Origin of the sequence: Capnocytophaga cynodegmi DSM 19736 (genome assembly GCF_000379185.1) — a bacterium.
Classification (GTDB): Bacteria; Bacteroidota; Bacteroidia; order Flavobacteriales; family Flavobacteriaceae; genus Capnocytophaga; species Capnocytophaga cynodegmi.
In genome coordinates this window covers 64,633-89,278 of sequence record NZ_KB900726.1, presented here as the reverse complement: position 1 = coordinate 89,278, position 24,646 = coordinate 64,633, and the positions used below count along the sequence as shown (strand labels likewise).

Sequence of the window (24,646 nt, the reverse complement as noted above, 5' to 3'; positions counted from 1 at the left end):
GTAAAAAATAACATATTAGCCTAAAATATCTTCAATATGTTCAATAACTTCGGAAACAAAGGCTGTTTCTTCCACAATGTTCTGGGAAAGTTCCTTTTTAGTCTGTTGTAATCTGATTATTTTCTCTTCAATAGTGTTTTTAGATACAAATCGAACGACATTCACCTTGTTTTTTTGCCCTAATCTGTGAGCTCGAGCGATAGCCTGTTTTTCCGAAAAGGGATTCCACCAAGGGTCAAGCAAAAGTACGTGAGAGGCCTGCGTAAGATTTAGTCCCACCTCTCCAGCTTTGAGGGAAATAAAGAAAAATTTTACACTTTTATCGTTTTGAAAAGCCTCTACCTCAGCTTTTCGTTGAGCGGTAGGGACATTTCCTGTGAGTGTAACGTATCGTATGCCTTCTTGTTGGCACCATTGCTGGAAAATCTCCAAATGTGTAACAAAACTACTGAAAACAAGTGCTTTTTGATTGGAATGTATCACAAGTTCCATATAATTGATAACCTCTTCATACTTTCCTGAGGGGATTTCACTCTGTTTGTCTATCAATTTAGGGTGATTGCTTATTTGTCGGAGCTTCATTAATACATTCAAAGCACTAAATTGCGAAATTTGCCCATCAACTTGCAGTAATTCATTCCTCGCTTTTGATTTTTCACGCTCATACCACTTTTCCTGAGCTTCAGAAAGTTGGCAATAAATGATTTGTTCCATCATTTCAGGCAAATCATCAAGTACCTGTTCTTTTGTTCGTCGCAAAAGAAACGGACTGATGATGGTTTTAAGCTCTTCCAATACCACAGCATCGCCTTTCTTCTCAATATTATGCTTAAAATACTTGCTGAAATGCGAAAAACTGCCTAAAATATTCGGGTTGATGAATTGCATTTGCGACCATAAATCACTCAAAGAGTTTTCTATAGGCGTTCCACTCAAAGAAATTTTGTGTTGAGCCTTAATTTCGTGAATTGCCTTAAACGTTTGCGAATTTTTATTCTTTATACGCTGACTTTCATCTAAAATAATATATCTGAACTCTTGTTTTTGAAAGATTTTCGCATCTCGGGTCACAATCGGATAACTCGTGAAAATCATATCGTAATTCTGCAACCGATTTGCCTTTGCTTTGCGGTCACTGCCCACATATTGCGTACATTTGAAGTGAGGAGCGAAGCGTTTTGTCTCGTCATACCAGTTAAAAACCAAAGATGACGGGAGAATTACCAAAACTCGCAAGGGTTCTTTCTGTTTTTGTCCAGAACTAAACAAATCAGGAGCTGAAATAGCTTCAACTTCTGGTAATTTATCGTGAATATCTACCAATAACGCAATGGTTTGCAGGGTTTTACCAAGTCCCATATCGTCGGCAAGACAAGCTCCTAATCCATTATAATGATGTTCTAAAAGCCACTTCACACCTTCTTGTTGGTATGGGCGAAGTGTCGCTTTTAAGTTCGGAGAAGGCAGGTATTGTACGTTACTTACGAGCGTTCGGGCTTTTAATTCGGGTAATTCTTCAAGAAGTGCATAATTATTTTTAGGAAGCTGAAGTTTTCCTTCGGAAATTTTGGTAAACTTCACTAAAGTTCCGTACCTACTGAACCATTCTTGCGGAATAATGAATAAATTTCCGTCCGAAAGCGTATAAATGGGGTTATTTTCTTTTATATTTTTAATCAAATCTTTAAAATGAAAGATAAAATCTCCTTGTTTTACCTGCATATTGAGGTCGAACCAGTCATTTTCGGCTTTTGTTTCCGACAGAATTAATTGTGGAAATATTTTGGGAGCTTTTTTTCCGTCGATTTCAATATTTTCAAGAGAAAAACCTGCTTCAAGGAGTTCTTTTTCCTTTTCTAACAGATGAAAATACGATGCAAACGGACTATCTTCTTTCAAGAAGAAAGTCCCTTCATTTTCTGAAAAACCCAACCCAGTTACTATTTGTTTTTTCTCTGCTTCTGCTTGAAAATTTCTTTTATAATTGGTGATTTGTAGCCCTTCTTCGGCTTTCATTTCCAATACGGAATGTGATTTTTTGGACTGATTGCTACTGAATGTGTAACCATCGTAGTCAAACTCCAAATATATCTTGTAATGATTAGCAAAAAAGTCGTGCATTAGGTGTAGTTTTGTTGCAATCATCTGATTTTTATGGATAATTTCAAAACCTTTTGCTTTTATCTCAACTTTTTTGAGTATTTCTTTGAGAAACTTATCAAAATACTCACTAATGAGTTTCTCTGGAATGAAAACTTCTGCCTTATTTAAGAAAGGCTTTACATTCAATGCTTTAATATGAGCGACTTTTACCAATTTCTTATCGATAACAAGCCACGACTTTTCGTTATTTAATAGCTTGATTTGGTGTTGATTCGGGATAAGTGGTTTGTTGTCCTCCAACAAAGAGAGCCTATATGTAATACCGATGGTTGTTTTTTCAAATTCCAAGAGAGGTTGAAGAATCTTTTGGGTAATTTGTATTTTCTGTTTGGTAATTTCATCTTTTGTATTGAGATTGATTGTCAGGAAAAAATCGTTTTCTGAAATCATTTGTAGCATTTGGGCTGTCTTTTCCTCAATGTAGGTCAGTATCGCTTGTTTTTGCTGTGTATTTTTGTAAAGAACTTCTATTGAGGAGGACTTTTTAGCAAACTTTTTAATCAAAATAGGCTTCTGAAGTGTATTTACCTGTTCCAAAAGCTCTTTTTGCTCTGCGTTTAATTCAATTTGAGGTAAACTTTCGAGAATTTCTTTGTTTGCTTTCTTAAAAAAATACCAAACACTACCTTTTTGCTCCGCAATATAAGCATTAGGCAAAAAGACAGCAAAATCGGCATCAAAAGTGAAATCAAAAAAAAGCAAATAATTGGTATGCATTTGTGTTGAAGCAAAAATTTTGATTAAGGGTGGCAAAAATAGCTCTAAAATTCCAGATGACATCGCCTTTTAAAGGCAAAGAGAAAAAATATTCAGCACAAAAAATTTTTTTCGTACCTTTGTCCTCAATTTATCCATACTATTATGTTTTCCAATTCAAGTAAATACGCAATAAATGCTGTTATATATCTTGCTGTGCATTCTTCTGAATCTAACAAAATCAGTGTAAAGGAAATCGCAGAAAAATTGAACATTCCCACCCCATTCTTGGCAAAAATACTTCAGACTTTAGCCAAAAAAAGAGCCATTAATTCAACAAAAGGACCAGGAGGAGGGTTTTGGATGTCAGAAGAAAAAAAAGAAGCCCCACTTATAAGCATTATTGAACATATTGATGAATTACATAGATTTATGACTTGTTCTATGAGCTTGAAAGGATGCTCTGAGGAAGAGCCTTGCCCAATACATTACGCCATTAAGCCCTTTAAAGATGAGCTAAAAAAGCAATTAAGTGAAAACAGCATTTGCTTTTTTGCAAATAAAATAACTAATGGCGAAGCCTTCCTATTTATCTAATGTTTAGTTTGCTACTATGAACTTCAGATTCAAACAATTTTCAGTTTCTCAGGCACAAAGTGCAATGAAAATAGGTACTGACAATGTACTTTTGGGAGCTTGGACGCCGGTTGATAATTTCCCTCAAAGTGTGTTGGATATTGGAGCGGGAACAGGCATTCTTGCTCTGATGTTGGCTCAGCGCACCAATGCACAAACTATTGATGCTGTGGAAATTGATGAAGAAGCATACATTGAATGTGCAGAAAACTTTGAAAATAGCCCTTGGGCAGACAGACTTTTCTGCTATTTTGCTTCTTTTCAAGAATTTGTAACGGAAATGGAAGGAGAAAAATACGACATTATCATTTCAAATCCTCCTTTTTATACCTCTGAGTATCAAACTGAATGTAATTCACGCAACAAAGCTCGTTTTGAAAACTCTCTGCCTTTCAGTACTTTGATAGATGGTGTAGCCTCATTGCTTTCTGATGAGGGTATCTTTTCTGTTATTATTCCATTTTCGGAAGAGGAGCATTTTGTGCGATTAGCTTCAGAGAAAGGCTTGTTTGCAAGGAAAATCACTCGCGTGAAAGGCAACGCCAATGCAGATTTAAAACGTAGTTTGATTGCTTTTGACAAAAAAAGTGAAGTTTGTATTTCTGACCTGTTGATTATAGAAAAAGAACGTAACGTATACACAGAAGCCTACACAGAGCTTACCAAAGATTTTTATCTAAAAATGTAATTCCTAATCCAAAATTTAATATCCTCCTTAAAAGTGAAGTGGCAATTTTAGATTGTTTCTAAGAAATAGTCATCATTTTTTCATTATTTTTGTACGCATCTTACAACAAAATAATGACCAAAAAATATCTACTGATTTTCATTATTGTAGCCTTAATCTTAACCATTTTGGCTTTCGTATTTCTACCTAAAAAAGATAGTTATTCCAAAATTGAAAAAGTTGACATTGTAACCAATCAAGGCTATGCAGGTTCACATTCTTGTAAGGAATGCCACGAACAGGAGTATGCTGAATGGGAATTATCTGATCATTTCAAAGCAATGCAACACGCTGATGACAAAACCGTTTTGGGTGATTTTAACGACGTTACATACACTGCTGATGGAATTACTTCCCGATTCTTTAAGAAAAATGGTAAATTCTACATAAATACAGAGGACGAAAACGGGAAATATCGTGATTTTGAAATTGTTTTCACTTTCGGACATTATCCACTACAACAATATCTAACCAAGTTTGGCGGAGGAAAAATGCAAGTATTTCGACAAAGTTGGGATAGCCGAGAAAACAAATGGTTTCATCAGTATGCAGGAGAAAAAATTCCACCTGGTGATTATTTACATTGGACGAATGCTGGACAGAACTGGAACCTAATGTGTTCTACCTGCCATAGTACCAATCTACAGAAAAATTATAATCCGTTGAAAGACACCTACAAAACTACTTATGACGAACTAACTGTAGGTTGCGAAAGTTGTCACGGACCTGGAAAAAAACATAATGATTTTATGCGAAGTTCCGATTATCAGAAAGGTATTTCTAAAAATTTCTTTATAACTTTGGGAGTAAATACACCACAGAAAACAGAACTGAATACCTGTATGCCTTGCCACGCCCGAAGAGGTGAAGTTACACAACACCACACTGCTTCTGACGAAATTATGGATAATTACATTCCTGAAATACCCATTACAAATATCTATTTTGCGGACGGACAAGCTCTTGATGAAGTTTACAAATATGGCTCTTTCCTTCAAAGTAAGATGTATCACGTATCAATCAAGTGTACAAATTGTCATTTGCCTCATTCGGGAAAATTGAGGATGCAAGGAAATCAATTGTGTTTACAATGTCACACGCCAAATTATGCAACATCAGCACATACATTTCATAAAGAAAATACGGAGGCTTCCGATTGTAAATCGTGCCATATGCCAACGCGCACATATATGGGCAATGATATTCGTCACGACCATAATTTTGCCGTTCCTCGTCCAGACCTGTCAGAAAAGTACGGAGTTCCGAACGCTTGTAATGCTTGTCATAACGATAAATCTGCTAAATGGGCTAGTCAAGCAGTTGAAAAATGGTATGGAAAAGAACGAAGACCACATTTTGCAGAAAATTTAATTATTGGAAGTCTACAGAATGAAAAAAGTTTGGAACGACTAAATGAGTTGCTCACAAATTCAGCTACTCCTGATATTATTCGGGCTACTGCTGTACATTATTTAGGAGGGATATACACGGAACAAAGCCTTCAATTAGTGAAAAAGGAATTGAATAATTCAGACGCTCAAACTCGTTACCGAGCAGTTATCGCTTTGGGAAATTTTCCAATACATTTATATGAAAATGAATTAATTTCATTGCTGAGCGATAAAGTAAAAGCCGTACGAATAGCCACAGCATATGTTTTCCTTTCACAAAAAGGCTGGGAACAATCGAAATTATTAACTTCTTTTGAATCAGCGAGAAAAGAATACGAAACTTTTGTACTCTCACAAGCTGATTTTCCGGTGGGAAGTGCCACCGCCGCTGACTATTTTACGCATTTAGGAGACACAGACAAAGCAATTTTATTCTACGAAAGAGCCATTAAAAAAGATAAAACCCTGAATCACGTTCGTTTGAATTTAGCAACACTTTATAACGGAAAAGGGCAAAACGATAAAGCGTGGCAAATACTTCATCAAGCTCAAAATTACGCTCCCGAAAATGCACAAGTTTATTACTTTATGGCCTTATTAAGTAGCGAAGAAAAAGATTATAATCAAGCTAAAAAATATTTTGAAAAGGCAATGCAATTAGGAATGAATAATGAAAATATACAAAGAAATTATCAATCGGTAATTCAGATAATTAACAAAAAGAACTAATGTAAAAAAGGAACTATCTTACTAAAAATAGTTCCTTTTTTATTTGTTTTCTTCCTTTTTAACTTGGAATGTTCTTCAAAATTTCAAGCAAATATTTCCAGAATTTTTGAACAGATTTAATATTCACTTTTTCATCAGGAGAATGTGCTCCTTTGATGGTAGGACCAAAGCTAATCATCTCCATATTCGGGTAGTTTTGCCCTAAAATTCCGCATTCTAATCCTGCGTGACAAGCAACCACGTTGGGTTTCTCTCCGAATAATTTTTCGTATTGTTCTTTTAAAACCTTTAATATAGAGGAATTTACATCAGGTTCCCAACCTGGATAACTTCCTGTAAATTCCACCTCGAATCCAGAAAGTTCAAAAGCAGAACGCAACGCATTTGCTAAATCAAATTTTGCCGATTCCACCGAAGAACGTGTCAAACAATGAATTTTTATTTCTCCGTCTTTAACAACCACTCTGGCAATATTATTACTGGTTTCTACCAAATCCGAAATACTTTTACTCATTGCGTAAACGCCATTGTGTGCCGTGTAAATGGAACGCAAAACCCCTTCTTGAACGCCCAATTCCATTACGTTTTCGGGCAAATTTGTACTTTCCAAAGTGATAGACAGATTAGGCTCGGTTATTTGCAATTCGTGTTTAATTACTTCGGTAAGTTGCTTGAATTCAAATTCAAACGCTTCATTTTGGATTTTATCAACTACCACAATGGCAGTACTTTCACGAGGAATTGCATTACGCAATCCACCGCCATTTATTTCCGAAATTCGTAATCCAAAATTTTCAAAACCATCGAAAAGCAAACGATTCATTATTTTATTGGCATTACCAAAACCTTTGTGAATGTCCATTCCGCTGTGTCCGCCTTGTAATCCTTTCACAACGACTTTGTAAGCAACCACATCTTGCGGAATTTCTTCTTGGTCGTATTCACGGAAAGCGGTAACATCAACACCTCCAGCACATCCTATATCAATTTCATCATCTTCTTCAGTGTCCAAATTCAGAAGAATATCGCCATTGAGTAATCCGCCTTTAAGTCCCATTGCTCCAGTCATTCCAGTTTCTTCATCAATGGTGAAAAGAGCTTCAATATCAGGGTGTTCAATATCAGAGCTTTGTAAAATAGCCATTATTGCCGCCACTCCAATTCCGTTATCAGCACCGAGGGTGGTTCCTTCAGCTTTTACCCAATCGCCTTCAATTTTCATTTTGATACCTTCTGTACTAAAATCGAAAATGGTATCGTTATTTTTTTGATGAACCATATCCAGATGCGACTGAAGGACGACTTTTTTGCGATTTTCCATTCCTTTTGTTGCAGGTTTTCGGATAATTACATTTCCCACCTCATCTTTTAGGGTTTCCAAACCTAATTTCTTTCCGAAATCCATCATAAAAGCAATTACTTTTTCTTCCTTTTTTGACGGACGAGGCACCGCATTCAAATCCGCAAAATTTCCCCAAAGGGATTGGGGCTCTAAATTTCTTATATCTTGATTCATATTGAATAAAATTAAAACAACTTAAGTAAACTCATTTGTGTTGAAAGCCCAAAGTTAATGATAAAATTTATTATTTTTGCTCCTTACACAAAATTATTTTTGATGAAATGAAACCCAAATATTTTTTCTATACTTTTTTCATTGGAATTTGGATCTTATTACGAAACTTCCCACAAATAACTGAATCTGTCTATAGCAGAGGTATATATCCTTACATTGCAAAGGCATTTCACTTCATTTTTGGTTGGATTCCTTTTTCATTTGGAGACGTTTTTTATACGCTCTTGAGTGTATTTTTAATCTATTTTGTAATAAAAAACAGAAAAAAAATATGGAAAAAACCTATTTGGTTTGCTGACAAAGCCTTTTCTTTCATTTTTATTCTATTTTTTTGTTTTTTTTCTTTCTGGGGATTTAATTATTTCCGAATTCCACTATCAGAATCACTAAAAATAGAAACAAAATATACTAAAAAAGAGCTTCTACAAGCTACTGAAATGTATATTGAACAGGCAAATCACTACCATAAGCAATTAGCAGAAAACGATAGCATTAAAGTGGATTTTAAAATGTCGCATCGTGAAATTTACGAAATTGCTTGGAAAAGTTTTCCTCTGGAAATTGAAAATCTGACCGATTTTTCTTCATTCAAAAGTGTCAAACCTTCGATTTATAGCTTATTTCTAACGTATATGGGATACAGTGGCTATATCAATCCGTTTACTAATGAAGCTCAAGTAAATGGAAAAATAATTGGTTACTCCACTCCTATCACAGCCTGTCACGAAATTGCTCACCAAATGGGTTATGCTGCTGAAGAAGAAGCTAATTACATTGGATATTTAGCCACAGAAAAGAGTGATAATCTGTATTTTAAATATAGTGCGTCTATCTTTGCATTGCGTTATTTACTTGGTGAAGTATACAAATTTGCTCCAGAAGAGTACAAACAAATCAAAGATAAAGTACACTTTGGAATTTTTCAGAATTATGCCGAAACTCGTCGCTTTTGGAAACAATATGAGAACAAAGCTGAACCTATTTTCAAAGCAAGTTATGACGTTTTTCTAAAAGCCAACAAACAACAACAGGGTATTGAGAGCTACAATTTAATTGTAGGATTACTTATCAACTCAAAAATAAAAAACTGAAAATCTGCATATTACCTAAAACATCTTTCCATTCTTTGAGAAAAAATAACATTCTTTGAGAAAAAATATATGATTTTCTTATGTTTTTTCAATATAAGTAGTATATTTGCTTACGGATTTTTCAGCCAAAATTAATGACAACAGAAGTAAAAAAAGAGGGTAAATTTTCATATATAGAAAAAGGAGAAGGAACTCCAGTTATCATTCTGCACGGACTTATGGGAGGATTGAGTAATTTTGAAGGAGTCCTTTCATTTTTTTCAAAAGCAAATTACAAAGTAGTTATCCCAGAATTACCTTTGTTTTCTATGCCTTTGCTGACGACCTCTGTTAAAACTTTGGCAAAATTTCTGCATAAATTCATCAAACACAAGCAGTTTGAACAAGTAATCTTGTTAGGAAATTCCTTAGGAGGACACGTTGGTTTACTTTACACCAAGAAACATCCACAGAACGTAAAAGCCCTTATTTTAACTGGAAGTTCAGGGCTTTATGAAAGTGCTATGGGCGATGGTTATCCACGTCGTGGCGACTATGAATTCATTAAGAAGAAATGCGAAGAAGTCTTTTATGACCCCGCAGTTGCCACAAAAGAAATCGTTGATGAAGTATTTCAAAATGTAAACGACAGAGGCAAACTAATAAAAACCTTAGCCATAGCAAAAAGTGCAATACGACACAATATGGCGAAAGACCTACCTAAAATGTTTACACCTACTTGCTTAATCTGGGGAAAAAATGACACTGTTACACCACCAAGAGTTGCAGAAGAATTTCATCAATTATTGCCTGATTCTGATTTATTTTGGATAGACAAATGCGGACACGCACCAATGATGGAACACCCCAATACATTTAACGAGCTTTTAAACGATTGGTTCATCAAACGAAACATATGATAGAAGAAAAATCACTACACGTTTAGTGATTTTTCGTTTTTAAAAAGCATTAAACACTAAGAAAAAAATGATTATCACCAAAGCCGAATTTATTGTAAGTAACTCTGATGTAAATAAATGCCCCTCTGAACGAATTCCTGAATATGCATTTATCGGGCGTTCGAATGTTGGTAAATCATCGCTAATCAATATGTTGGCTAATAATAAAAATTTAGCTAAAACTTCAGGAAGACCAGGAAAAACGCAACTCATCAATCACTTCAAAATAAATAACAATTGGTTTTTGGTAGATTTGCCAGGATACGGATATGCTCGTGTATCAAAAACAACCAAAAAAACGTTTCAGAAGTTTATCACTCAATATTTTGAAAAACGCCAACAATTGGTATGTGCCTTTGTTTTGGTCGATATCCGCCACGAACCTCAAAAAATTGATTTGGAATTTATGCAATGGCTTGGAGAAAATGCTATTCCATTTGCAATTATCTTCACTAAAGCTGATAAACTTAAGCCGAACGCTATTGAACGAAATATTGAGAATTACAAAAATCTTCTGCTCGAAACTTGGGAAAAATTCCCGTTGTATTTCGTAACTTCATCTGAAAATAAAACAGGAAAAGAGGAACTCTTACAATACATTGATAGCATAAATAAAAGTTTGAGATAATCTTCTTTATGAGAAAAAGAAAACGAATCTCCCAATGTCCGAATTGCCAAACAATGCTTTCCGCAAGGGATAATTTTTGCCCCAATTGCGGACAAGAAAATCATTACAATAACCACTCTATCAAAGAATTATTAAACGATTTTTTTGCATCGTTCATAAACTTTGATAACAAAATATGGAATAGTTTAAAAACAATTCTGCTACAACCTGGGCAAATCACTAAACAATACGTTGAAGGCAAACGCATTCGATTTGTGCCTCCTTTCAAATTGTATCTGTTTTTTTCGTTCATTTTCTTTGTAATGATGAGTTTTTCTTTTCAGAAAGCCTCACATTCTGATTTTTCTCGAAAAATATTAAACCGAATTAACCAAGTCATCGCTTCGGAAACGTTAAATATCTCCGAAAAAGAATACAACAGACTCAAAAACGCCAATTCTGATGTAATAAAATCATTTATTGATAGCGTTTTTGCATACAAAACAAAATGGAATCGAACTAAAAAGGAGGATTTCTACAATTTGGTAAATAAAAATGTACTTTCAGATTTCCGAGTGGGCATTTCAGAGAATAATTTTTCTATTGGGACACAAAAAAGTTTCCTTTCCTACGATATTTTTCTGGAAAAGAAGCCTCAATTTGATACCATTCTCATATTAAATCATCAAATTACGCGTAAAGAACTGAAATTGGTATATGACGACAAAGCAAAATTAGATTCGTTAGTTACAACCAAATGGAAAAAGTTAGGATATTTCAAACAAATTGAACTTAAAAATCTCATTCATAAAATGGGGGTGTTTTCTTTCGGAAATGTAACCCAAATGACTGAATTTGTTGATAAAGAAATAAATAAATATTTGTCAATCGCTTCTTATACCATTATTTTAATGATGCCTTTTGTATCATTACTTCTACTTATTTTCTTTCGTAAAAAGCACAAAAAACTATACGTACACCTGATTCATTCATTGCATTTACATTCAACGATATACCTGTTTACCAGTATTTTGATGGGAATATTCTTAATCACAGGGCTAAATGCTTTGTTTTGGGTGTTGTACATACTTTTTGTTATTGGATTGGTCGTGTATTTTATCATTTCTAACCGAGTTTTGTATCAAGAAAGAAAGTCTATAACCGTTTTAAAATCAATATTGTTACTTACTTTGTACTTCATAATTTCCTTGTTGATAGCTTTTTACATCGGGCTTATTTCAGTTGCGTACATATAAGGTTGTTTTTATTGATTTTCTTTGTGGATATAAATTGTTTTAAAAACTGATTTTTTAATTCTATTTTTTTAGAAACGAAAGCAAAAAAAAACAGAAAAAGTTTCATAGTCCACACATAATTATCCAACTTATTATTAAACAAATTAAAATTTTTCAACTTGAAATAAATTACTATCTTTGAGGTCGAAAAATAAATTGATAAAGTGATAAACCGATAATTTTAAGCCAATGAAAAATATATTTTTATCAACCATTTTAGTGGGAATGAGTTCCCTGAGTATCGCACAGACCTTGCAAACCCTCGAAAAGAATTGGAAATTCACGCGTGAGGATAACAAAAATTTCTCGCAAATTTCCGTAAATGACAAAAAATGGCAAAATGTAGTTGTGCCTCACGATTGGGCTATCTATGGTCCGTTCGATATTGAAAATGACGTACAACGCACCGCCATCAAGCAAGACGGACAGGTAGCTCCCATCGAGCATTCGGGGCGTACGGGCGGACTTCCGTTCGTAGGTGTGGGTTGGTACCGAACTTCATTTGATGTGGCAGATTTCAACGCCGACAAAAAAGTTTTCATCAAGTTTGACGGAGCAATGTCCAACGCCGAAGTATTCGTCAACGGGCAAAAAGCAGGGCAGTGGCATCACGGATACAACACTTTTTTCCTCGATGTTACTCCTTTTGTCAAAGCCAAAAACAATACGTTGGCGGTTCGTTTGGAGAATTTGACCCAGCAATCGCGTTGGTACCCAGGTGCAGGGCTCTACCGAAATGTACACGTCATTACCAAAAACAAAACGCACATTCCTATTTGGGGAATTCAGCTCACAACTCCTGAAATTGAAAAGAATTTTGCTAAAATTCAGCTAAAAACTGAAATAGAAAGTCAAAATCTGTCTAACATTGAAGTAGAAACCGAAATTTTTAATCCGAAAGGAGAAAAAATCGCTTCTGACAGAAAGAAATACGATGAATTTATTGTCAATAATAAAGTTCAGCAAGATATTTACGTAAAAAATCCTGTTTTGTGGGATATCCAGCAACCTAATTTGTACAAAGCAGTTACAAAAATATATGAAAACGGAACGCTGAAAGACACCGAAACAACCACTTTTGGTATCCGAAAAATCGAAATAAAACCCAACGACGGATTGTACCTCAACGGAAGAAAAATCAAGTTTCAGGGCGTGTGTATGCACCACGATTTGGGAGCGATTGGGGCTGCGGTCAATGAGGCGGCTATCCGTCGTCAGATACGAATTATGCAAGATATGGGCGTGAATGCCATTCGTACCGCTCATAATATGCCAGCTCCTGAATATGTGCGTATTGCCGATGAAATGGGAATGATGTTGGCTTTGGAAAGTTTTGATGAATGGGCAATTCCGAAGGTAGAAAATGGCTACAATCGTTATTTTAAAGATTGGGCAGAAAAGGATTTAACCAATTTGGTACGTCATTTTCGTAACAACCCGAGTGTGGTGATGTGGTTCATCGGTAACGAAGTAGAAGAACAAAGCGTTCAGGAAGGAGCCAAAGTAGCACGTTGGTTGCAGGATATTATCCACAAACACGATGGTACACGACCTGTTTCCAATGGAATGGACAGACCCGACCACGTTTTCAAAAACAATATGGCGGCAACTATGCAGGTGGCAGGTTTCAACTATCGTCCATTCCGTTATCAAGAAGCCTACAAATTGTTGCCTCAACAGATTATCTTGGGAAGTGAAACCGCTTCAACTATCAGTTCACGAGGCGTTTACAAATTCCCTGTGGAAAGAAAATCAATGCCGAAATACGAAGACCAACAAACCTCTTCCTATGATGTAGAACATTGCGGTTGGTCAAATTTGCCAGAAGATGATTGGATTCAACACGAAGATTTGCCTTACACCATTGGCGAATTTATTTGGACAGGCTTTGACTATTTGGGCGAACCTACTCCATACTATGTAGAATGGCCAGCTCACAGCTCATACTTTGGTGCGGTGGATTTGGCAGGACTTCCTAAAGATAGATTTTACCTTTACAGAAGCCATTGGAACAAAGAAGCCGAAACGCTACACGTTCTACCACATTGGAATTGGGAAGGACGTGAAGGACAGGTAACTCCAATTTTTGTTTATACAAATTATCCTTCGGCGGAGGTTTTCATCAATGGAAAAAGTCAAGGGAAACGCAGTAAAGATTTGAATATTCCGCTTGGCGGAAGTTACACCAAAGAAGCGCAGCAATCGTTTGAGCGTCAGAAACGTTATCGCCTAATGTGGCTCGACACCAAATACGAGGCAGGAGAGGTAAAAGTGATTGCTTATGACAAAAACGGAAAAGCCGTAGCTGAAAAAATTGTAAAAACCGCAGGAAAACCACATTCACTTCGCCTTACTGCTGACAGAAATGTAATTACTGCCGACGGAAAAGACCTTTCGTTCATTACCATAGAAGCGGTGGACAAAGACGGAAATCTGTGCCCTAATGTAAATGATTTGGTTACTTTTAAAGTGAGTGGAGCGGGAACATATCGTGCGGCAGCCAATGGCGATGCCACCTCAACCGACCAATTCCATTTGCCAAAAATGTATCTTTTCAACGGAAAATTGGTAGCTATCGTGCAATCAAGCGAAAAGGCAGGGGAAATTACTTTGGAAGCTAAAAGTAAAGGATTGAAAACTGCTGTAATTAAAGTGAAAACACAGAAATAATTTTTTATTAGAAAAAGGATAGTTGTTCAAAAGATAGCTATCCTTTTTTATTGAAAACCTATTTTATAGTTATTGAATTTTTGAAACTTTCAAAAATAAGTTCTACCTTTGTGAAAAATAATTAAACTATGTTTAGCGAAAAAGCCTTTAAAATATTTGAAGAAAGTATTGCAAAATATCATATTTTAGACGATGTAAATCAACCTTTTACCAATCCTTACTCTTCGCCAAGTATTGAGCATTTACTCTATCGAAAAAATTGGATTGACACTGTGCAATGGCATTATGAAGACATCATTCGTGACCCAAATATTGATCCCGTGGCAGCTTTAGACTTGAAACGCAAGATTGATGCCTCGAACCAAGATCGTACCGATACAGTTGAGTACATCGATAGTTATTTTCTAAACCTTTACAAAAGCGTAAAACCTCTTCCAGAAGCCACCATTAACACCGAAAGTCCTGCTTGGGCAGTGGATAGGCTATCCATTCTTGCACTTAAAATATATCATATGCAAGAAGAAGTGAACCGCCCTGATGCTTCAGCTGAACATAAAGCCACTTGCCAAGAAAAACTAAACGTTTTGTTGGAACAAAAGAAAGATTTATCACAAGCACTTAATCAACTTTTAGAAGACATTGAAAAGGGTAACAAGTATATGAAAGTGTATAAGCAAATGAAGATGTACAATGATGAGGAACTTAATCCCATCTTAAGGAAAAAGTAATCTCATATAAACAATCTATATACGCGAACTTTGGTGAAATTTACATTTCACCAAAGTTTTTTGTTTGGAATTAAAATTTAAAAATCGAAATAAAATACTCCTTTCTATATTGTTTTCGATTTGTGAAATTGGTTGATTTTCCGTAAGTTTGCGTTTCTAATTTTTCAACTGTGAAAAGAAACAAACTAAAAATCGTTAACGACCCCGTTCACGGATTCATACACATTCCTAACAGCCTTATTTTCGACCTAATTGAACACCCTTATTTTCAACGCTTAAGACGTATCACACAAATGGGACTTTCCTATTTGGTGTATCCTGGAGCAAGACATACACGATTTCAACACGCTTTAGGTTGTATGCATTTGATGCAAAAAGCCGTTGAAACTCTTCGTTACAAAGGAATTGAAATTTCGGATAAAGAAGCCGAAGGACTTTACATTGCCATTTTACTGCACGACATTGGTCACGGACCTTTTTCACACGCAATGGAACACAGCATCGTCAGCAATATTGCACACGAGGAAATTTCATTGCTATTTATGCAGGAACTTAATCGTGAATTTAGAGGTAGGTTAGATGTTGCAATTAAAATCTTCAAAGGAAGTTATCCACGTAGGTTTTTACATCAACTTATTTCAAGTCAATTGGATATGGATAGGTCGGATTATCTAAAACGCGATAGTTTTTATACTGGTGTAGCGGAAGGAAATATCAACCCTGAACGCATCATATCAATGCTTAACGTGCGAAACGATGAATTAGTTGTAGAAGAAAAGGGAATTTACTCAGTAGAAAAATTTTTAGTTGCACGAAGATTAATGTATTGGCAAGTGTACCTACATAAAACAAGTGTAGCTGGTGAACAACTACTCATTAGAGTTTTAAAACGAGCTAAACAACTGATTCACAAAGGAGAAAATTTACCTATGTCAAGTCCTTTGCTATTTTTTATCAAAAATAAGGTTGAGAAAGAGCAATTCAGCAAAGATGTTTTAGATAAATTTGCTCTATTAGATGATGTGGATATTCTCTCAGCAATGAAAGAATGGCAATTCCATAATGACTTGATACTTTCTAAATTAAGTAAAATGCTTTTGTACAGAGATTTACCAAAAGTAAAATTACAAAATTCAGAATTTGATTCTGACAAACTAAATGTTTTATATGAAAAAGTTGCTTCTGTTTACAACATATCAATGGAGGACGCCACATATTTCGTTTTCTCAGATAAAATCTCCAACACGGCTTATAACTCAGAGCAACAAAGGATAAATATCTTAACTAAAAAAGGAAAAATCACAGATGTTATCAAAGCCTCTGACCAACTCAACTTAGAAGCTTTATCTAAGCCAGTGATAAAATATTATCTTTGCCACCCAAAAGATTTATAATTAATTCATTAACAACACTGAAAAGAGAAAAAAGATTACAAAATACGCACCATTTTATATTTTTAACAACTAAATACTCAATTCTTTTTCTTAACTAATTGCGTATTTTAAATTTTTTTAACACAAAAGAAAAAAAATATTTATAACTTGCGTGCAGAAATCAACATCAACTGAATTATTATTGATTAAAACAAATTCACATAATACTATTTTTTATGGAACACAGAACATCTATTGATATTGGGCAAATCAACGAGCGAATTGAAAGAGAAAGTGTTTTTATTGATGCTCTTACCAATGAAATGAACAAAGTTATTGTGGGGCAAAAGCATATGGTAAACGCATTGCTTATAGGTCTGCTTGGAAAAGGTCACATTCTGCTTGAAGGTGTGCCAGGACTTGCAAAAACACTATCCATCAACACTTTGGCTAAGGCTGTTCACGGAAGTTTCAGTCGTATTCAGTTTACGCCCGACTTACTTCCTGCTGATGTTATCGGTACGATGACTTACAACATCAAACAAAATGAATTTTCTATCAAGAAAGGACCTATTTTTGCCAATTTCGTACTGGCAGATGAGATAAACCGAGCTCCAGCCAAAGTGCAATCAGCATTGTTAGAGGCTATGCAAGAACGACAAGTAACCATTGGCGACTCAACATTCAAGCTTGATACTCCATTTATGGTAATGGCAACGCAAAACCCTGTTGAACAAGAAGGTACATATCCCCTTCCGGAAGCTCAAGTTGACCGTTTTATGCTAAAAACTGTCATTGATTATCCGAAATTGGACGAAGAGCAACGCATTATGCGCGATAACCTCCTAAATACGCAAACAATCGTAAACCAAACAGTGTCGCTCGAGCAAATTCTGAAAGCACAACAAGCCGTTCGTGAGGTGTATATGGATGAAAAAATCGAAAAATACATTTTGGACATCATATTTGCTACGCGTTATCCTGAAAAATACAGCTTATCGGAGCTAAAACCACTCATTAACTTTGGTGCTTCACCTCGTGGTAGTATCAATCTGGCAATGGCATCGAAATGTTACGCCTTTATTAAGCGTCGTGGTTATGTAATTCCAGAAGATGTACGCGCTGTTGTGTTCGATGTATTGCGTCATCGTATTGGAATAACCTACGAAGCTGAAGCCGAAAACATTACTTCTGTTGAAATTATTCACAAAATTGTCAATACAATTGAAGTTCCATAAGAACAAACACTAAAATAGCATATATTTTTTAAGAAAACACTCAATCAACGTAAAAAATAAATGTTTTACAGGCTATAAAAATATCATTTTACAATAAAAAAATAATCAATACACACTATAATTGATTTAATCACGTTTAAGACAAAAGAAAAAATGAAATTTTATATCATATAAAACAACAAAAACAAACGATAAACAATTACACAAATAAACATATTGATTGAAAACACACCAGATATAGCCTATAACTCAACTATTTTTAAGATAAAACAATCTATAACGCAATAAATGTATGCTATTTTCAATCTAAAAAAGATAGTTTAGAACATATATAATAACATAACTAACATTAAAAAATATGGAAATACAAGAAATAACCCTACGTACTATTCCTAATGGAGCACATTTTGCTTTTCATAGTGAAGTTTTAAACTTTGTAGAAGCAGACACATCTGTATCAGAGAAAGTTCAGAAGCGATTGGAGCCTTACAAAATAGCACTTGCTAAGGAAAAGGAAGCGATGAACCAATCACAGAAAAGTTTTAAGACCGATGAAATCAAAATCGCCGATAAAGAACGTGATAAACTCTATATGGGATTCAAAAGTGCAGTAGCTGCATTTGGTTCTATTCCTGATGAAGGCATAAAGGAAGCTCAAAAAAGACTTTCACAACTCATCAAAGATTATGGTATCAAAACTTCAATGCAACTTGATGAGCAAACGGGACTACTTGTTAAGTTTATTGATGAATTAGAAACTAAATATGCCAATGATGTTACTATTTTAGGACTGAACAAGATTGTAAATCCCTTAAAACAAACCAATGACAGAGTAGTAAAAGGAATGTCAGAGCGTGATGAAGAGAAAAAAGGAGAGAAAAAAGGCTCAATGAAAGCTGCACGTAAGGAGGTTGATGATGCATATAGGCAATTGATAAAGCTCATCAATGCTCTTGCTATCGTGGAAGGAGAAAATGACTACGTGAACTGCATCAATAACATTAATAACCTTATCACCCGATACAAACGAAGAGTGATATAATCTATAAAATGTTAATTTATAGAAAAGAACAAAGTCAAAATTTTTAAAAAACAGCATATTATGACTTTGCTCAGCTCAGTTCTTAAGAGTTTTACGAATATTATACCTAACTTTAAGGTTTAAAGATTTATTTTGGCAATGGACACCAAAGAGATATTAAAAAAAGTACGAAAAATAGAAATAAAAACGCGTCGGCTTAGCGATAATATATTTGGGGGAGAGTATCATTCTACTTTTAAAGGACGTGGAATGACTTTTTCCGAAGTACGACCCTATCAGTATGGTGATGATATTCGCAATATCGATTGGAATGTAACAGCCCGTTATAACGAACCTTTCGTGAAAGTGTTTGAAGAAGAACGTGAACTTACTCTAATGTTAATGGTTGATGTTAGTGGAAGTGAGCTTTTTGGAACTTCTCAGCAATTTAAAAGCGAAATGATTACCGAAATTGCTGCAACATTGGCTTTCTCTGCACTTCAAAACAATGATAAAACAGGATTGATTTTGTTTTCAGACCAAATAGAGCTATACATTCCGCCTAAGAAAGGAAAATCGCACGTTCTTCGTATCATTCGTGAGCTTATCGAGTTCAAACCGAGAAGTTATAAAACAAACATTGCCGAAGCATTTCAGTTCCTAAGTAGTGTAATGAAGAAAAAGGCAATTGTGTTCGTTTTATCGGACTTTATGGACAGAGGTTATGAAAAACCAATTCAGATTGCCTCTCGCAAACACGACGTTACAGGCATTCGGGTATATGACCAAAAAGAAACCACTTTACCTAATTTGGGTTACATCTCGGTACAAGATGCTGAGACAGGCGAACTAATGATTGTCAATACCAATTCAAGAGCAACACGTCTTGAATATGAGAAACATTACAAAGAAACGGTATCGTACTTCGAGAGTTTATTGCAAAAATCAGGAGCGGGTACTGTAAGTTGCCGATGCGATGAGAGTTATACACAGAAGTTATTAGGTTATTTTAAACGAAGAGGATAGTTTTTCAATGAATAGGGATAAACAATGATGAAAAATATATTTTTATATGCTCTATTGTTTTTAGTTGTAGGCTTAAACGCACAAGAAATTCAATTTGAAGCCGATACTAAAGAAATAAAGATAGGAGAACAAATAAAGTACAAGATATCTGTAGAAACATCGGAAGGGGAACCTGTTTTATTTCCTGATGGACAAACCTTTATGCCTCTGGAAATGGTGAGAACCTCCCCCACTGATACCATTATCAAAGGAGAAAAACTTCGTTTGGAGAAAGAATATTTCTTAACGCAGTTCGATGCTGGTAAGTATACCATACCTCGACAAAGAATTAACATCAATTCTAAAGATTTCTTTACAGATTCATTGCTCATTGAGGTACGTTCGGTAGCGGTGGACACGTTAAAACAGCCTTTATATGACATCAAGCCTATTGCCGAAGTATCCTCAACTAAAAGCACGAATTTATGGATATGGATTGGTTTGTTTTTCGCTGTGATTGCCTTAGGTTTGCTTTCTGTTTACTTAATTTTATTCCGCAAGAAACGAATTTCAGAAGAAGAAAGACTAAAAAATCTGCCACCATTTGAACAAGCTATTGAAAAACTCAAGAAATTACAAAATTCTAAATATCTTATAGAATCAAAGCATAAAGAATATTACTCAGAACTAACCGATATTATCCGAAACTACTTAGAAGATGAAGTGCATATTTCGGCTAAGGAAAGTACCAGCGATGAATTATTAGAGAAAATACATATTCTTCAAGAAAGTGGGAAACTTAACCTAACACTTGAAACTATTTCCAATCTGAAAAGAGTATTGCAAACTGCTGATTTAGTTAAATTTGCAAAGAATAAGCCTTCGGATAATATCGCAGAATACGACCGAGACACTATTGAAGATGTGGTTGTAAAAACAAAAAAGGCAATTCCTGAAGTTTCTGAAGAAATTGAAATCTCTAACAGCCAACAAATTGAAATTTTACAGAAGAAAAAACACAGAAATAAAACAATTACTACCATAGTTGTAAGTGTAATAGCTGCAATCCTTGTAGGAACTTTGGCATATTATGTTGTTAATAGCTTCTTTGGTGGCAATTCTATCCAGAAAATGAGTAAAAGTGAATGGGTAACAAGTGATTATGGGTATCCTGTTACAGAGCTTACAACGCCAAAGATACTAACTCGCAGGCAGATAATTGATATTAAAGGCTTTGAAGGACGCATCGATAAGCAATATGTATTCGATTTTGGAAGTATCAATTCCGAATTGTATGTGATGACCAGCGTTATCACTTTCAAACAAACAGGTTCAGACCAACAATTTGAATTAGACCCCGAAATGGTCAATGAAATTGTGCTTTCGCAGTTAGATGCAGCTGGAGCCAAGAATATTACAACCCTAAGAGAGGAATATACAGCACCAAACGGAGTGCAAGGGATTAAAGTTTCAGGTAAAATGACGTTAATTGATGAGAAAAATAAAAATCCTTTTGAAGCAAATTATGAATTATATAGCTTTACAGAGAATGGTGCTTTGCAACAACTGCTCATCACGTATGTTGATACTCCACAAGCAGGAGAAATAGCTCAACGGATATTGCTTTCTATTAACTTTAAACAAGATTGATAAAGAAGATTACTTATGTTTGACAATATAACTTTTGCAAATCCAGCTTTTTTATGGTTGCTATTACTTGTTCCGGTGATGGTTTTGTTGTATTTCTTCTTGAACAAGAAATCAAGAGCCTCGCTAACAATACCAACAATCAGTGCTTTCAAAAAAACAAACTCTTTTGCTAATAAACTATATCATTTCTTGTTTGTATTGCGAATATTGGCTGTAATTTTAATCATTGTAGCTTTGGCACGTCCGCAAACACGTTCAGAATCAGCTAAAACTAAAATTACAGATGGTATAGACATTGTAATGGCAATTGATGTTTCGGCAAGTATGCTTTCGCAGGATTTGAAACCAAATCGGTTTGAGGCTTTAAAGAAAGTAGCGTCAGAATTTGTGAAGGAACGCCCCTCTGACCGCATAGGATTGGTAGTCTATTCAGGTGAAAGCTATACTAAAACGCCCGTAACGAGCGATAAATCTATCATACTAAATTCAATAAAGGAGCTTACCTATGGTCAGATTGAAGATGGAACGGCTATTGGAATGGGACTTGCTACCGCCGTGAACCGACTTAAGGAGAGTAAAGCCAAAAGCCGTGTAATAATTCTGCTTACTGACGGAGTGAACAACACTGGTTTTATCGACCCACAAACCGCAGCAGAACTGGCAGCAGAATATGGCATCAAAGTTTATACTATTGGTATCGGTACAAATGGTATGGCTCTTTCTCCGTATGCCCTTAACGCCGACGGAAGTATTATGTACCGTATGCAACAAGTGGAAATTGATGAGCCACTAATGAAAAAAATTGCAAAAACTACTGAAGGACGTTACTTTCGTGCCACAGACAACAAAAAATTAGAGGAAATATATGCCGAAATTAACAAGATGGAAACCACAAAGATTGAAGAATTCAAATACACACAAGTTGATGAAAAGTTCCGTTTGTTAGTTATCGTAGCCGGATTGTTATTATTGCTTGAATTTATACTCAAACATACCATTTTGAGAAATGATATTTAATTGACTTATCGGATTGTAAGTCTAATACTGAAAACTATCATCATACTTTCTATAATACAATCAAAAAATTGTAGCATCTTATTTCAAAATAATAATTATGATACATATTGACGAAAAGATATACCTATGGTTCATTCCAATTATAGCATTTATGTTTCTTGTTTTTGTGTTTTCACAAATTCGAAAAAGAAGAAAACAGAAACATTTTGCTGATGAAAAGCTATTGAAACGATTAGCACCAAATCGCTCCAGTTTCAAACCTTGGTTAAAGTTTAGTTTTTTGGCTGTCATCATTGTACTCTTATGTATTGCTTTGGCGAACCCGAAAATTGGCACAAAAATTGAGACCGTAAAGCGTGAAGGCGTTGATGTTGTGTTTGCCATTGACGTATCAAAAAGTATGTTGGCGGAAGATGTAGCTCCCAACCGCCTTGAAAAAGCCAAACGTTTGGTATTTGAAACAATGAGCCAACTAAAAGGCGACCGAATTGGGATAGTTGCATACGCAGCGAGTGCTTACCCACAATTACCTTTAACCACTGACCACTCAGCGGCAAAGATGTTCTTGCAAAGTATGAACACAGATATGCTTTCATCACAGGGTACAGCCATTCAGGAAGCCATACGAATGGGAAGTAATTATTTCGACGAAAATCTGCCTACATCACGCATTCTGGTTATCATTTCGGACGGAGAAGACCACGAAATGGGAGCAACTGAAATCGCAACAGAAGCTCTCAATCAAGGAATTACTATTTACACTGTCGGTGTAGGGTCGCAAAAGGGAGCTCCCATACCCATCAAGGAAGGAAATACGCAAACCTACAAGCGAGACCGAAACGGAGAAGTGGTTATCACTCACCTAAATAGAGAATTACTGGAGCAAATTGCCCAAAACGCAGGTGGTAAATACATCAATGGGGATAATACCAAAGAAGCTGTTGAGGAAATTGTAAAAATTCTGGACAGAACAGAAAAAAGTGAATTTGAAACTCAAAAATTTGTGGATTACAAAGACCAATTTCAATGGTTTTTGGCGGGAGCATTACTGCTACTCATACTTGATTTTTTTATTTTTGAGAGAAAAACACTATGGGTTAAAAAGTTAAACTTATTTAACGAGTCGTAATATCATATTTTATAGTTATCTTTTTAATAAATTGCTATATTTCTAAATTAAAAATGAAACGAAATTTATTTTACATAGTATTTTTGATAGGATTTCTTTCTTTTGCACAAAATAAAGAGGTTCAAAACGTTATAAAATCAAAAGAAATATCAAAAAAATATACACACAAAGGCAATAACGCTCTGAAAAACGACCAACCCATTCAAGCCGAAGTTGATTATCGTAACGCCATTGCAAAAAATAGAGATAATGGAATAGCTCAATATAATTTGGGTACAATGTACTACAAACAGAAAAGCTATGGAGAGGCTTTCTCGCGTCTGAAAAACGCATCAACTTCAACCGAAATAAGCAATGAAGAAAGACACCGAATATTTCATAATTTGGGAAATATCTTTATGCAAGAAAAAGCGTACGACAAAGCTGTAGAAGTCTACAAAGAAGCACTTCGCAACAATCCTTCAGATGAAGAAACTCGATATAATTTGGCAGTTGCTCAAGATTTACTAAAGAAAAATCCTCCAAAACCTCAAAACAACGAAGATAATAAAGATAAACAACAAAATCAAGACAACAAAGACAAACAAAACGACCAAAATAATCAGGATAATCAAAATAAAAACGACCAAAATAAGGACAAACAGAACGAAAAAGACAAACAAGACGATAAAAATAAAGAAAACGACAACCAAAATAAACAAGACAAAAACGATAATAAAGAAAATCAGGACAAAAATCAGGGAAAAGATCCAAAAGATAATAAACAAGAAGAAAAAGATGGAAATCAGGATAATGGTGAGAAAAAACAAAATCGTCCATCTTCGCTATCTCCTCAACAAATGGAACGCATTTTAGAGGCAATGAATAATGAAGACCAAAAAACACAAGAGAAAATAAATGCTCAAAAAGTAAAAGGAAATCGGTCTAAATCAGAAAAAGACTGGTAAAAAGAAATAATATACTAAT

General features: G+C 35.1%; 19 protein-coding genes. 17 read left to right on the top strand and 2 right to left on the bottom strand.

Annotation, left to right across the window (positions count from 1 at the left end):
* Positions 1-15: 15 nt before the first annotated feature.
* On the bottom strand, positions 16-2,880 hold the full coding sequence (locus YW9_RS0107910) for a DEAD/DEAH box helicase (protein ID WP_026193909.1): 2,865 nt from the start codon (positions 2,878-2,880) through the stop codon (positions 16-18).
* A 144-nt stretch (positions 2,881-3,024) separates the two neighbouring features.
* On the opposite strand from YW9_RS0107910, the gene YW9_RS0107905 reads away from it, so the two are divergent.
* From YW9_RS0107905 to YW9_RS13905, 3 genes are all read left to right on the top strand, one after another.
* A complete protein-coding gene (locus tag YW9_RS0107905) occupies positions 3,025-3,456 on the top strand; it encodes an RrF2 family transcriptional regulator (protein ID WP_018279640.1) in 432 nt (143 codons plus the stop codon).
* A gap of 16 nt (positions 3,457-3,472) precedes the next feature.
* Positions 3,473-4,183, top strand: coding sequence for a tRNA1(Val) (adenine(37)-N6)-methyltransferase (locus YW9_RS0107900; protein ID WP_018279639.1), 711 nt, complete (start codon positions 3,473-3,475; stop codon positions 4,181-4,183).
* Positions 4,184-4,296: 113 nt separating this feature from the next.
* Complete coding sequence (locus YW9_RS13905; RefSeq protein WP_018279638.1) at positions 4,297-6,342, top strand: multiheme c-type cytochrome; 2,046 nt, start codon at positions 4,297-4,299, stop codon at positions 6,340-6,342.
* 58 nt (positions 6,343-6,400) lie between these two features.
* Here the strand turns inward: YW9_RS13905 and YW9_RS0107890 are convergent, their stop codons facing one another.
* The gene (locus YW9_RS0107890; protein ID WP_018279637.1) at positions 6,401-7,858 is read right to left on the bottom strand and encodes an aminoacyl-histidine dipeptidase; all 1,458 of its coding nucleotides are present in this window, start codon (positions 7,856-7,858) and stop codon (positions 6,401-6,403) included.
* Between the two features lie 107 nt (positions 7,859-7,965).
* Between YW9_RS0107890 and YW9_RS0107885 the strand changes: the two genes are divergently transcribed.
* The 14 genes from YW9_RS0107885 (at position 7,966) to YW9_RS0107820 (ending at position 24,627) form a co-directional block, all read left to right on the top strand.
* On the top strand, positions 7,966-9,009 hold the full coding sequence (locus YW9_RS0107885) for a DUF3810 domain-containing protein (RefSeq protein ID WP_018279636.1): 1,044 nt from the start codon (positions 7,966-7,968) through the stop codon (positions 9,007-9,009).
* A 134-nt stretch (positions 9,010-9,143) separates the two neighbouring features.
* Positions 9,144-9,908, top strand: a complete 765-nt coding sequence (locus tag YW9_RS0107880) for an alpha/beta fold hydrolase (RefSeq protein WP_018279635.1) — start codon at positions 9,144-9,146, stop codon at positions 9,906-9,908.
* Between the two features lie 70 nt (positions 9,909-9,978).
* Complete coding sequence (gene yihA / locus YW9_RS0107875) at positions 9,979-10,575, top strand: ribosome biogenesis GTP-binding protein YihA/YsxC (protein WP_026193908.1); 597 nt, start codon at positions 9,979-9,981, stop codon at positions 10,573-10,575.
* 8 nt (positions 10,576-10,583) lie between these two features.
* Positions 10,584-11,810: a DUF3667 domain-containing protein gene (locus YW9_RS0107870; protein WP_081615900.1), complete on the top strand. Its 1,227-nt coding sequence runs from the start codon at positions 10,584-10,586 to the stop codon at positions 11,808-11,810.
* A gap of 228 nt (positions 11,811-12,038) precedes the next feature.
* On the top strand, positions 12,039-14,519 hold the full coding sequence (locus tag YW9_RS0107865; RefSeq protein WP_018279632.1) for a DUF4982 domain-containing protein: 2,481 nt from the start codon (positions 12,039-12,041) through the stop codon (positions 14,517-14,519).
* Between the two features lie 128 nt (positions 14,520-14,647).
* Positions 14,648-15,247, top strand: a complete 600-nt coding sequence (locus YW9_RS0107860; RefSeq protein ID WP_018279631.1) for a DUF4254 domain-containing protein — start codon at positions 14,648-14,650, stop codon at positions 15,245-15,247.
* A 170-nt stretch (positions 15,248-15,417) separates the two neighbouring features.
* Complete coding sequence (locus YW9_RS0107855) at positions 15,418-16,641, top strand: HD domain-containing protein (protein ID WP_018279630.1); 1,224 nt, start codon at positions 15,418-15,420, stop codon at positions 16,639-16,641.
* A gap of 215 nt (positions 16,642-16,856) precedes the next feature.
* Positions 16,857-17,858 (top strand): AAA family ATPase, encoded by a 1,002-nt coding sequence (locus tag YW9_RS0107850; protein WP_018279629.1) that lies wholly within the window; start codon positions 16,857-16,859, stop codon positions 17,856-17,858.
* A gap of 358 nt (positions 17,859-18,216) precedes the next feature.
* The gene (locus tag YW9_RS0107845) at positions 18,217-18,900 is read left to right on the top strand and encodes a DUF6261 family protein (protein ID WP_018279628.1); all 684 of its coding nucleotides are present in this window, start codon (positions 18,217-18,219) and stop codon (positions 18,898-18,900) included.
* A 138-nt stretch (positions 18,901-19,038) separates the two neighbouring features.
* Positions 19,039-19,905: a DUF58 domain-containing protein gene (locus tag YW9_RS0107840; RefSeq protein WP_018279627.1), complete on the top strand. Its 867-nt coding sequence runs from the start codon at positions 19,039-19,041 to the stop codon at positions 19,903-19,905.
* Between the two features lie 27 nt (positions 19,906-19,932).
* On the top strand, positions 19,933-21,534 hold the full coding sequence (locus tag YW9_RS0107835) for a hypothetical protein (protein ID WP_018279626.1): 1,602 nt from the start codon (positions 19,933-19,935) through the stop codon (positions 21,532-21,534).
* 15 nt (positions 21,535-21,549) lie between these two features.
* Positions 21,550-22,551: a vWA domain-containing protein gene (locus YW9_RS0107830; protein WP_018279625.1), complete on the top strand. Its 1,002-nt coding sequence runs from the start codon at positions 21,550-21,552 to the stop codon at positions 22,549-22,551.
* Positions 22,552-22,648: 97 nt separating this feature from the next.
* Positions 22,649-23,680 carry a vWA domain-containing protein gene (locus YW9_RS0107825; protein ID WP_018279624.1) on the top strand — a complete coding sequence of 344 codons (1,032 nt, stop codon included), beginning with the start codon at positions 22,649-22,651 and terminating at the stop codon, positions 23,678-23,680.
* Positions 23,681-23,733: 53 nt separating this feature from the next.
* A complete protein-coding gene (locus tag YW9_RS0107820) occupies positions 23,734-24,627 on the top strand; it encodes a tetratricopeptide repeat protein (RefSeq protein ID WP_018279623.1) in 894 nt (297 codons plus the stop codon).
* Positions 24,628-24,646: the final 19 nt, after the last annotated feature.

Excerpts from the sequence above, each read along its gene's own strand:
- YW9_RS0107910 (WP_026193909.1), bottom strand. The coding sequence starts at position 2,880 with ATGCATACCAATTATTTGCTTTTTTTTGATTTCACTTTTGATGCCGAT.
- YW9_RS0107905 (WP_018279640.1), top strand. The coding sequence starts at position 3,025 with ATGTTTTCCAATTCAAGTAAATACGCAATAAATGCTGTTATATATCTT.
- YW9_RS0107900 (WP_018279639.1), top strand. The coding sequence starts at position 3,473 with ATGAACTTCAGATTCAAACAATTTTCAGTTTCTCAGGCACAAAGTGCA.
- YW9_RS13905 (WP_018279638.1), top strand. The coding sequence starts at position 4,297 with ATGACCAAAAAATATCTACTGATTTTCATTATTGTAGCCTTAATCTTA.
- YW9_RS0107890 (WP_018279637.1), bottom strand. The coding sequence starts at position 7,858 with ATGAATCAAGATATAAGAAATTTAGAGCCCCAATCCCTTTGGGGAAAT.
- YW9_RS0107885 (WP_018279636.1), top strand. The coding sequence starts at position 7,966 with ATGAAACCCAAATATTTTTTCTATACTTTTTTCATTGGAATTTGGATC.
- YW9_RS0107880 (WP_018279635.1), top strand. The coding sequence starts at position 9,144 with ATGACAACAGAAGTAAAAAAAGAGGGTAAATTTTCATATATAGAAAAA.
- YW9_RS0107870 (WP_081615900.1), top strand. The coding sequence starts at position 10,584 with ATGAGAAAAAGAAAACGAATCTCCCAATGTCCGAATTGCCAAACAATG.
- YW9_RS0107865 (WP_018279632.1), top strand. The coding sequence starts at position 12,039 with ATGAAAAATATATTTTTATCAACCATTTTAGTGGGAATGAGTTCCCTG.
- YW9_RS0107860 (WP_018279631.1), top strand. The coding sequence starts at position 14,648 with ATGTTTAGCGAAAAAGCCTTTAAAATATTTGAAGAAAGTATTGCAAAA.
- YW9_RS0107850 (WP_018279629.1), top strand. The coding sequence starts at position 16,857 with ATGGAACACAGAACATCTATTGATATTGGGCAAATCAACGAGCGAATT.
- YW9_RS0107845 (WP_018279628.1), top strand. The coding sequence starts at position 18,217 with ATGGAAATACAAGAAATAACCCTACGTACTATTCCTAATGGAGCACAT.
- YW9_RS0107840 (WP_018279627.1), top strand. The coding sequence starts at position 19,039 with ATGGACACCAAAGAGATATTAAAAAAAGTACGAAAAATAGAAATAAAA.
- YW9_RS0107835 (WP_018279626.1), top strand. The coding sequence starts at position 19,933 with ATGAAAAATATATTTTTATATGCTCTATTGTTTTTAGTTGTAGGCTTA.
- YW9_RS0107830 (WP_018279625.1), top strand. The coding sequence starts at position 21,550 with ATGTTTGACAATATAACTTTTGCAAATCCAGCTTTTTTATGGTTGCTA.
- YW9_RS0107825 (WP_018279624.1), top strand. The coding sequence starts at position 22,649 with ATGATACATATTGACGAAAAGATATACCTATGGTTCATTCCAATTATA.
- YW9_RS0107820 (WP_018279623.1), top strand. The coding sequence starts at position 23,734 with ATGAAACGAAATTTATTTTACATAGTATTTTTGATAGGATTTCTTTCT.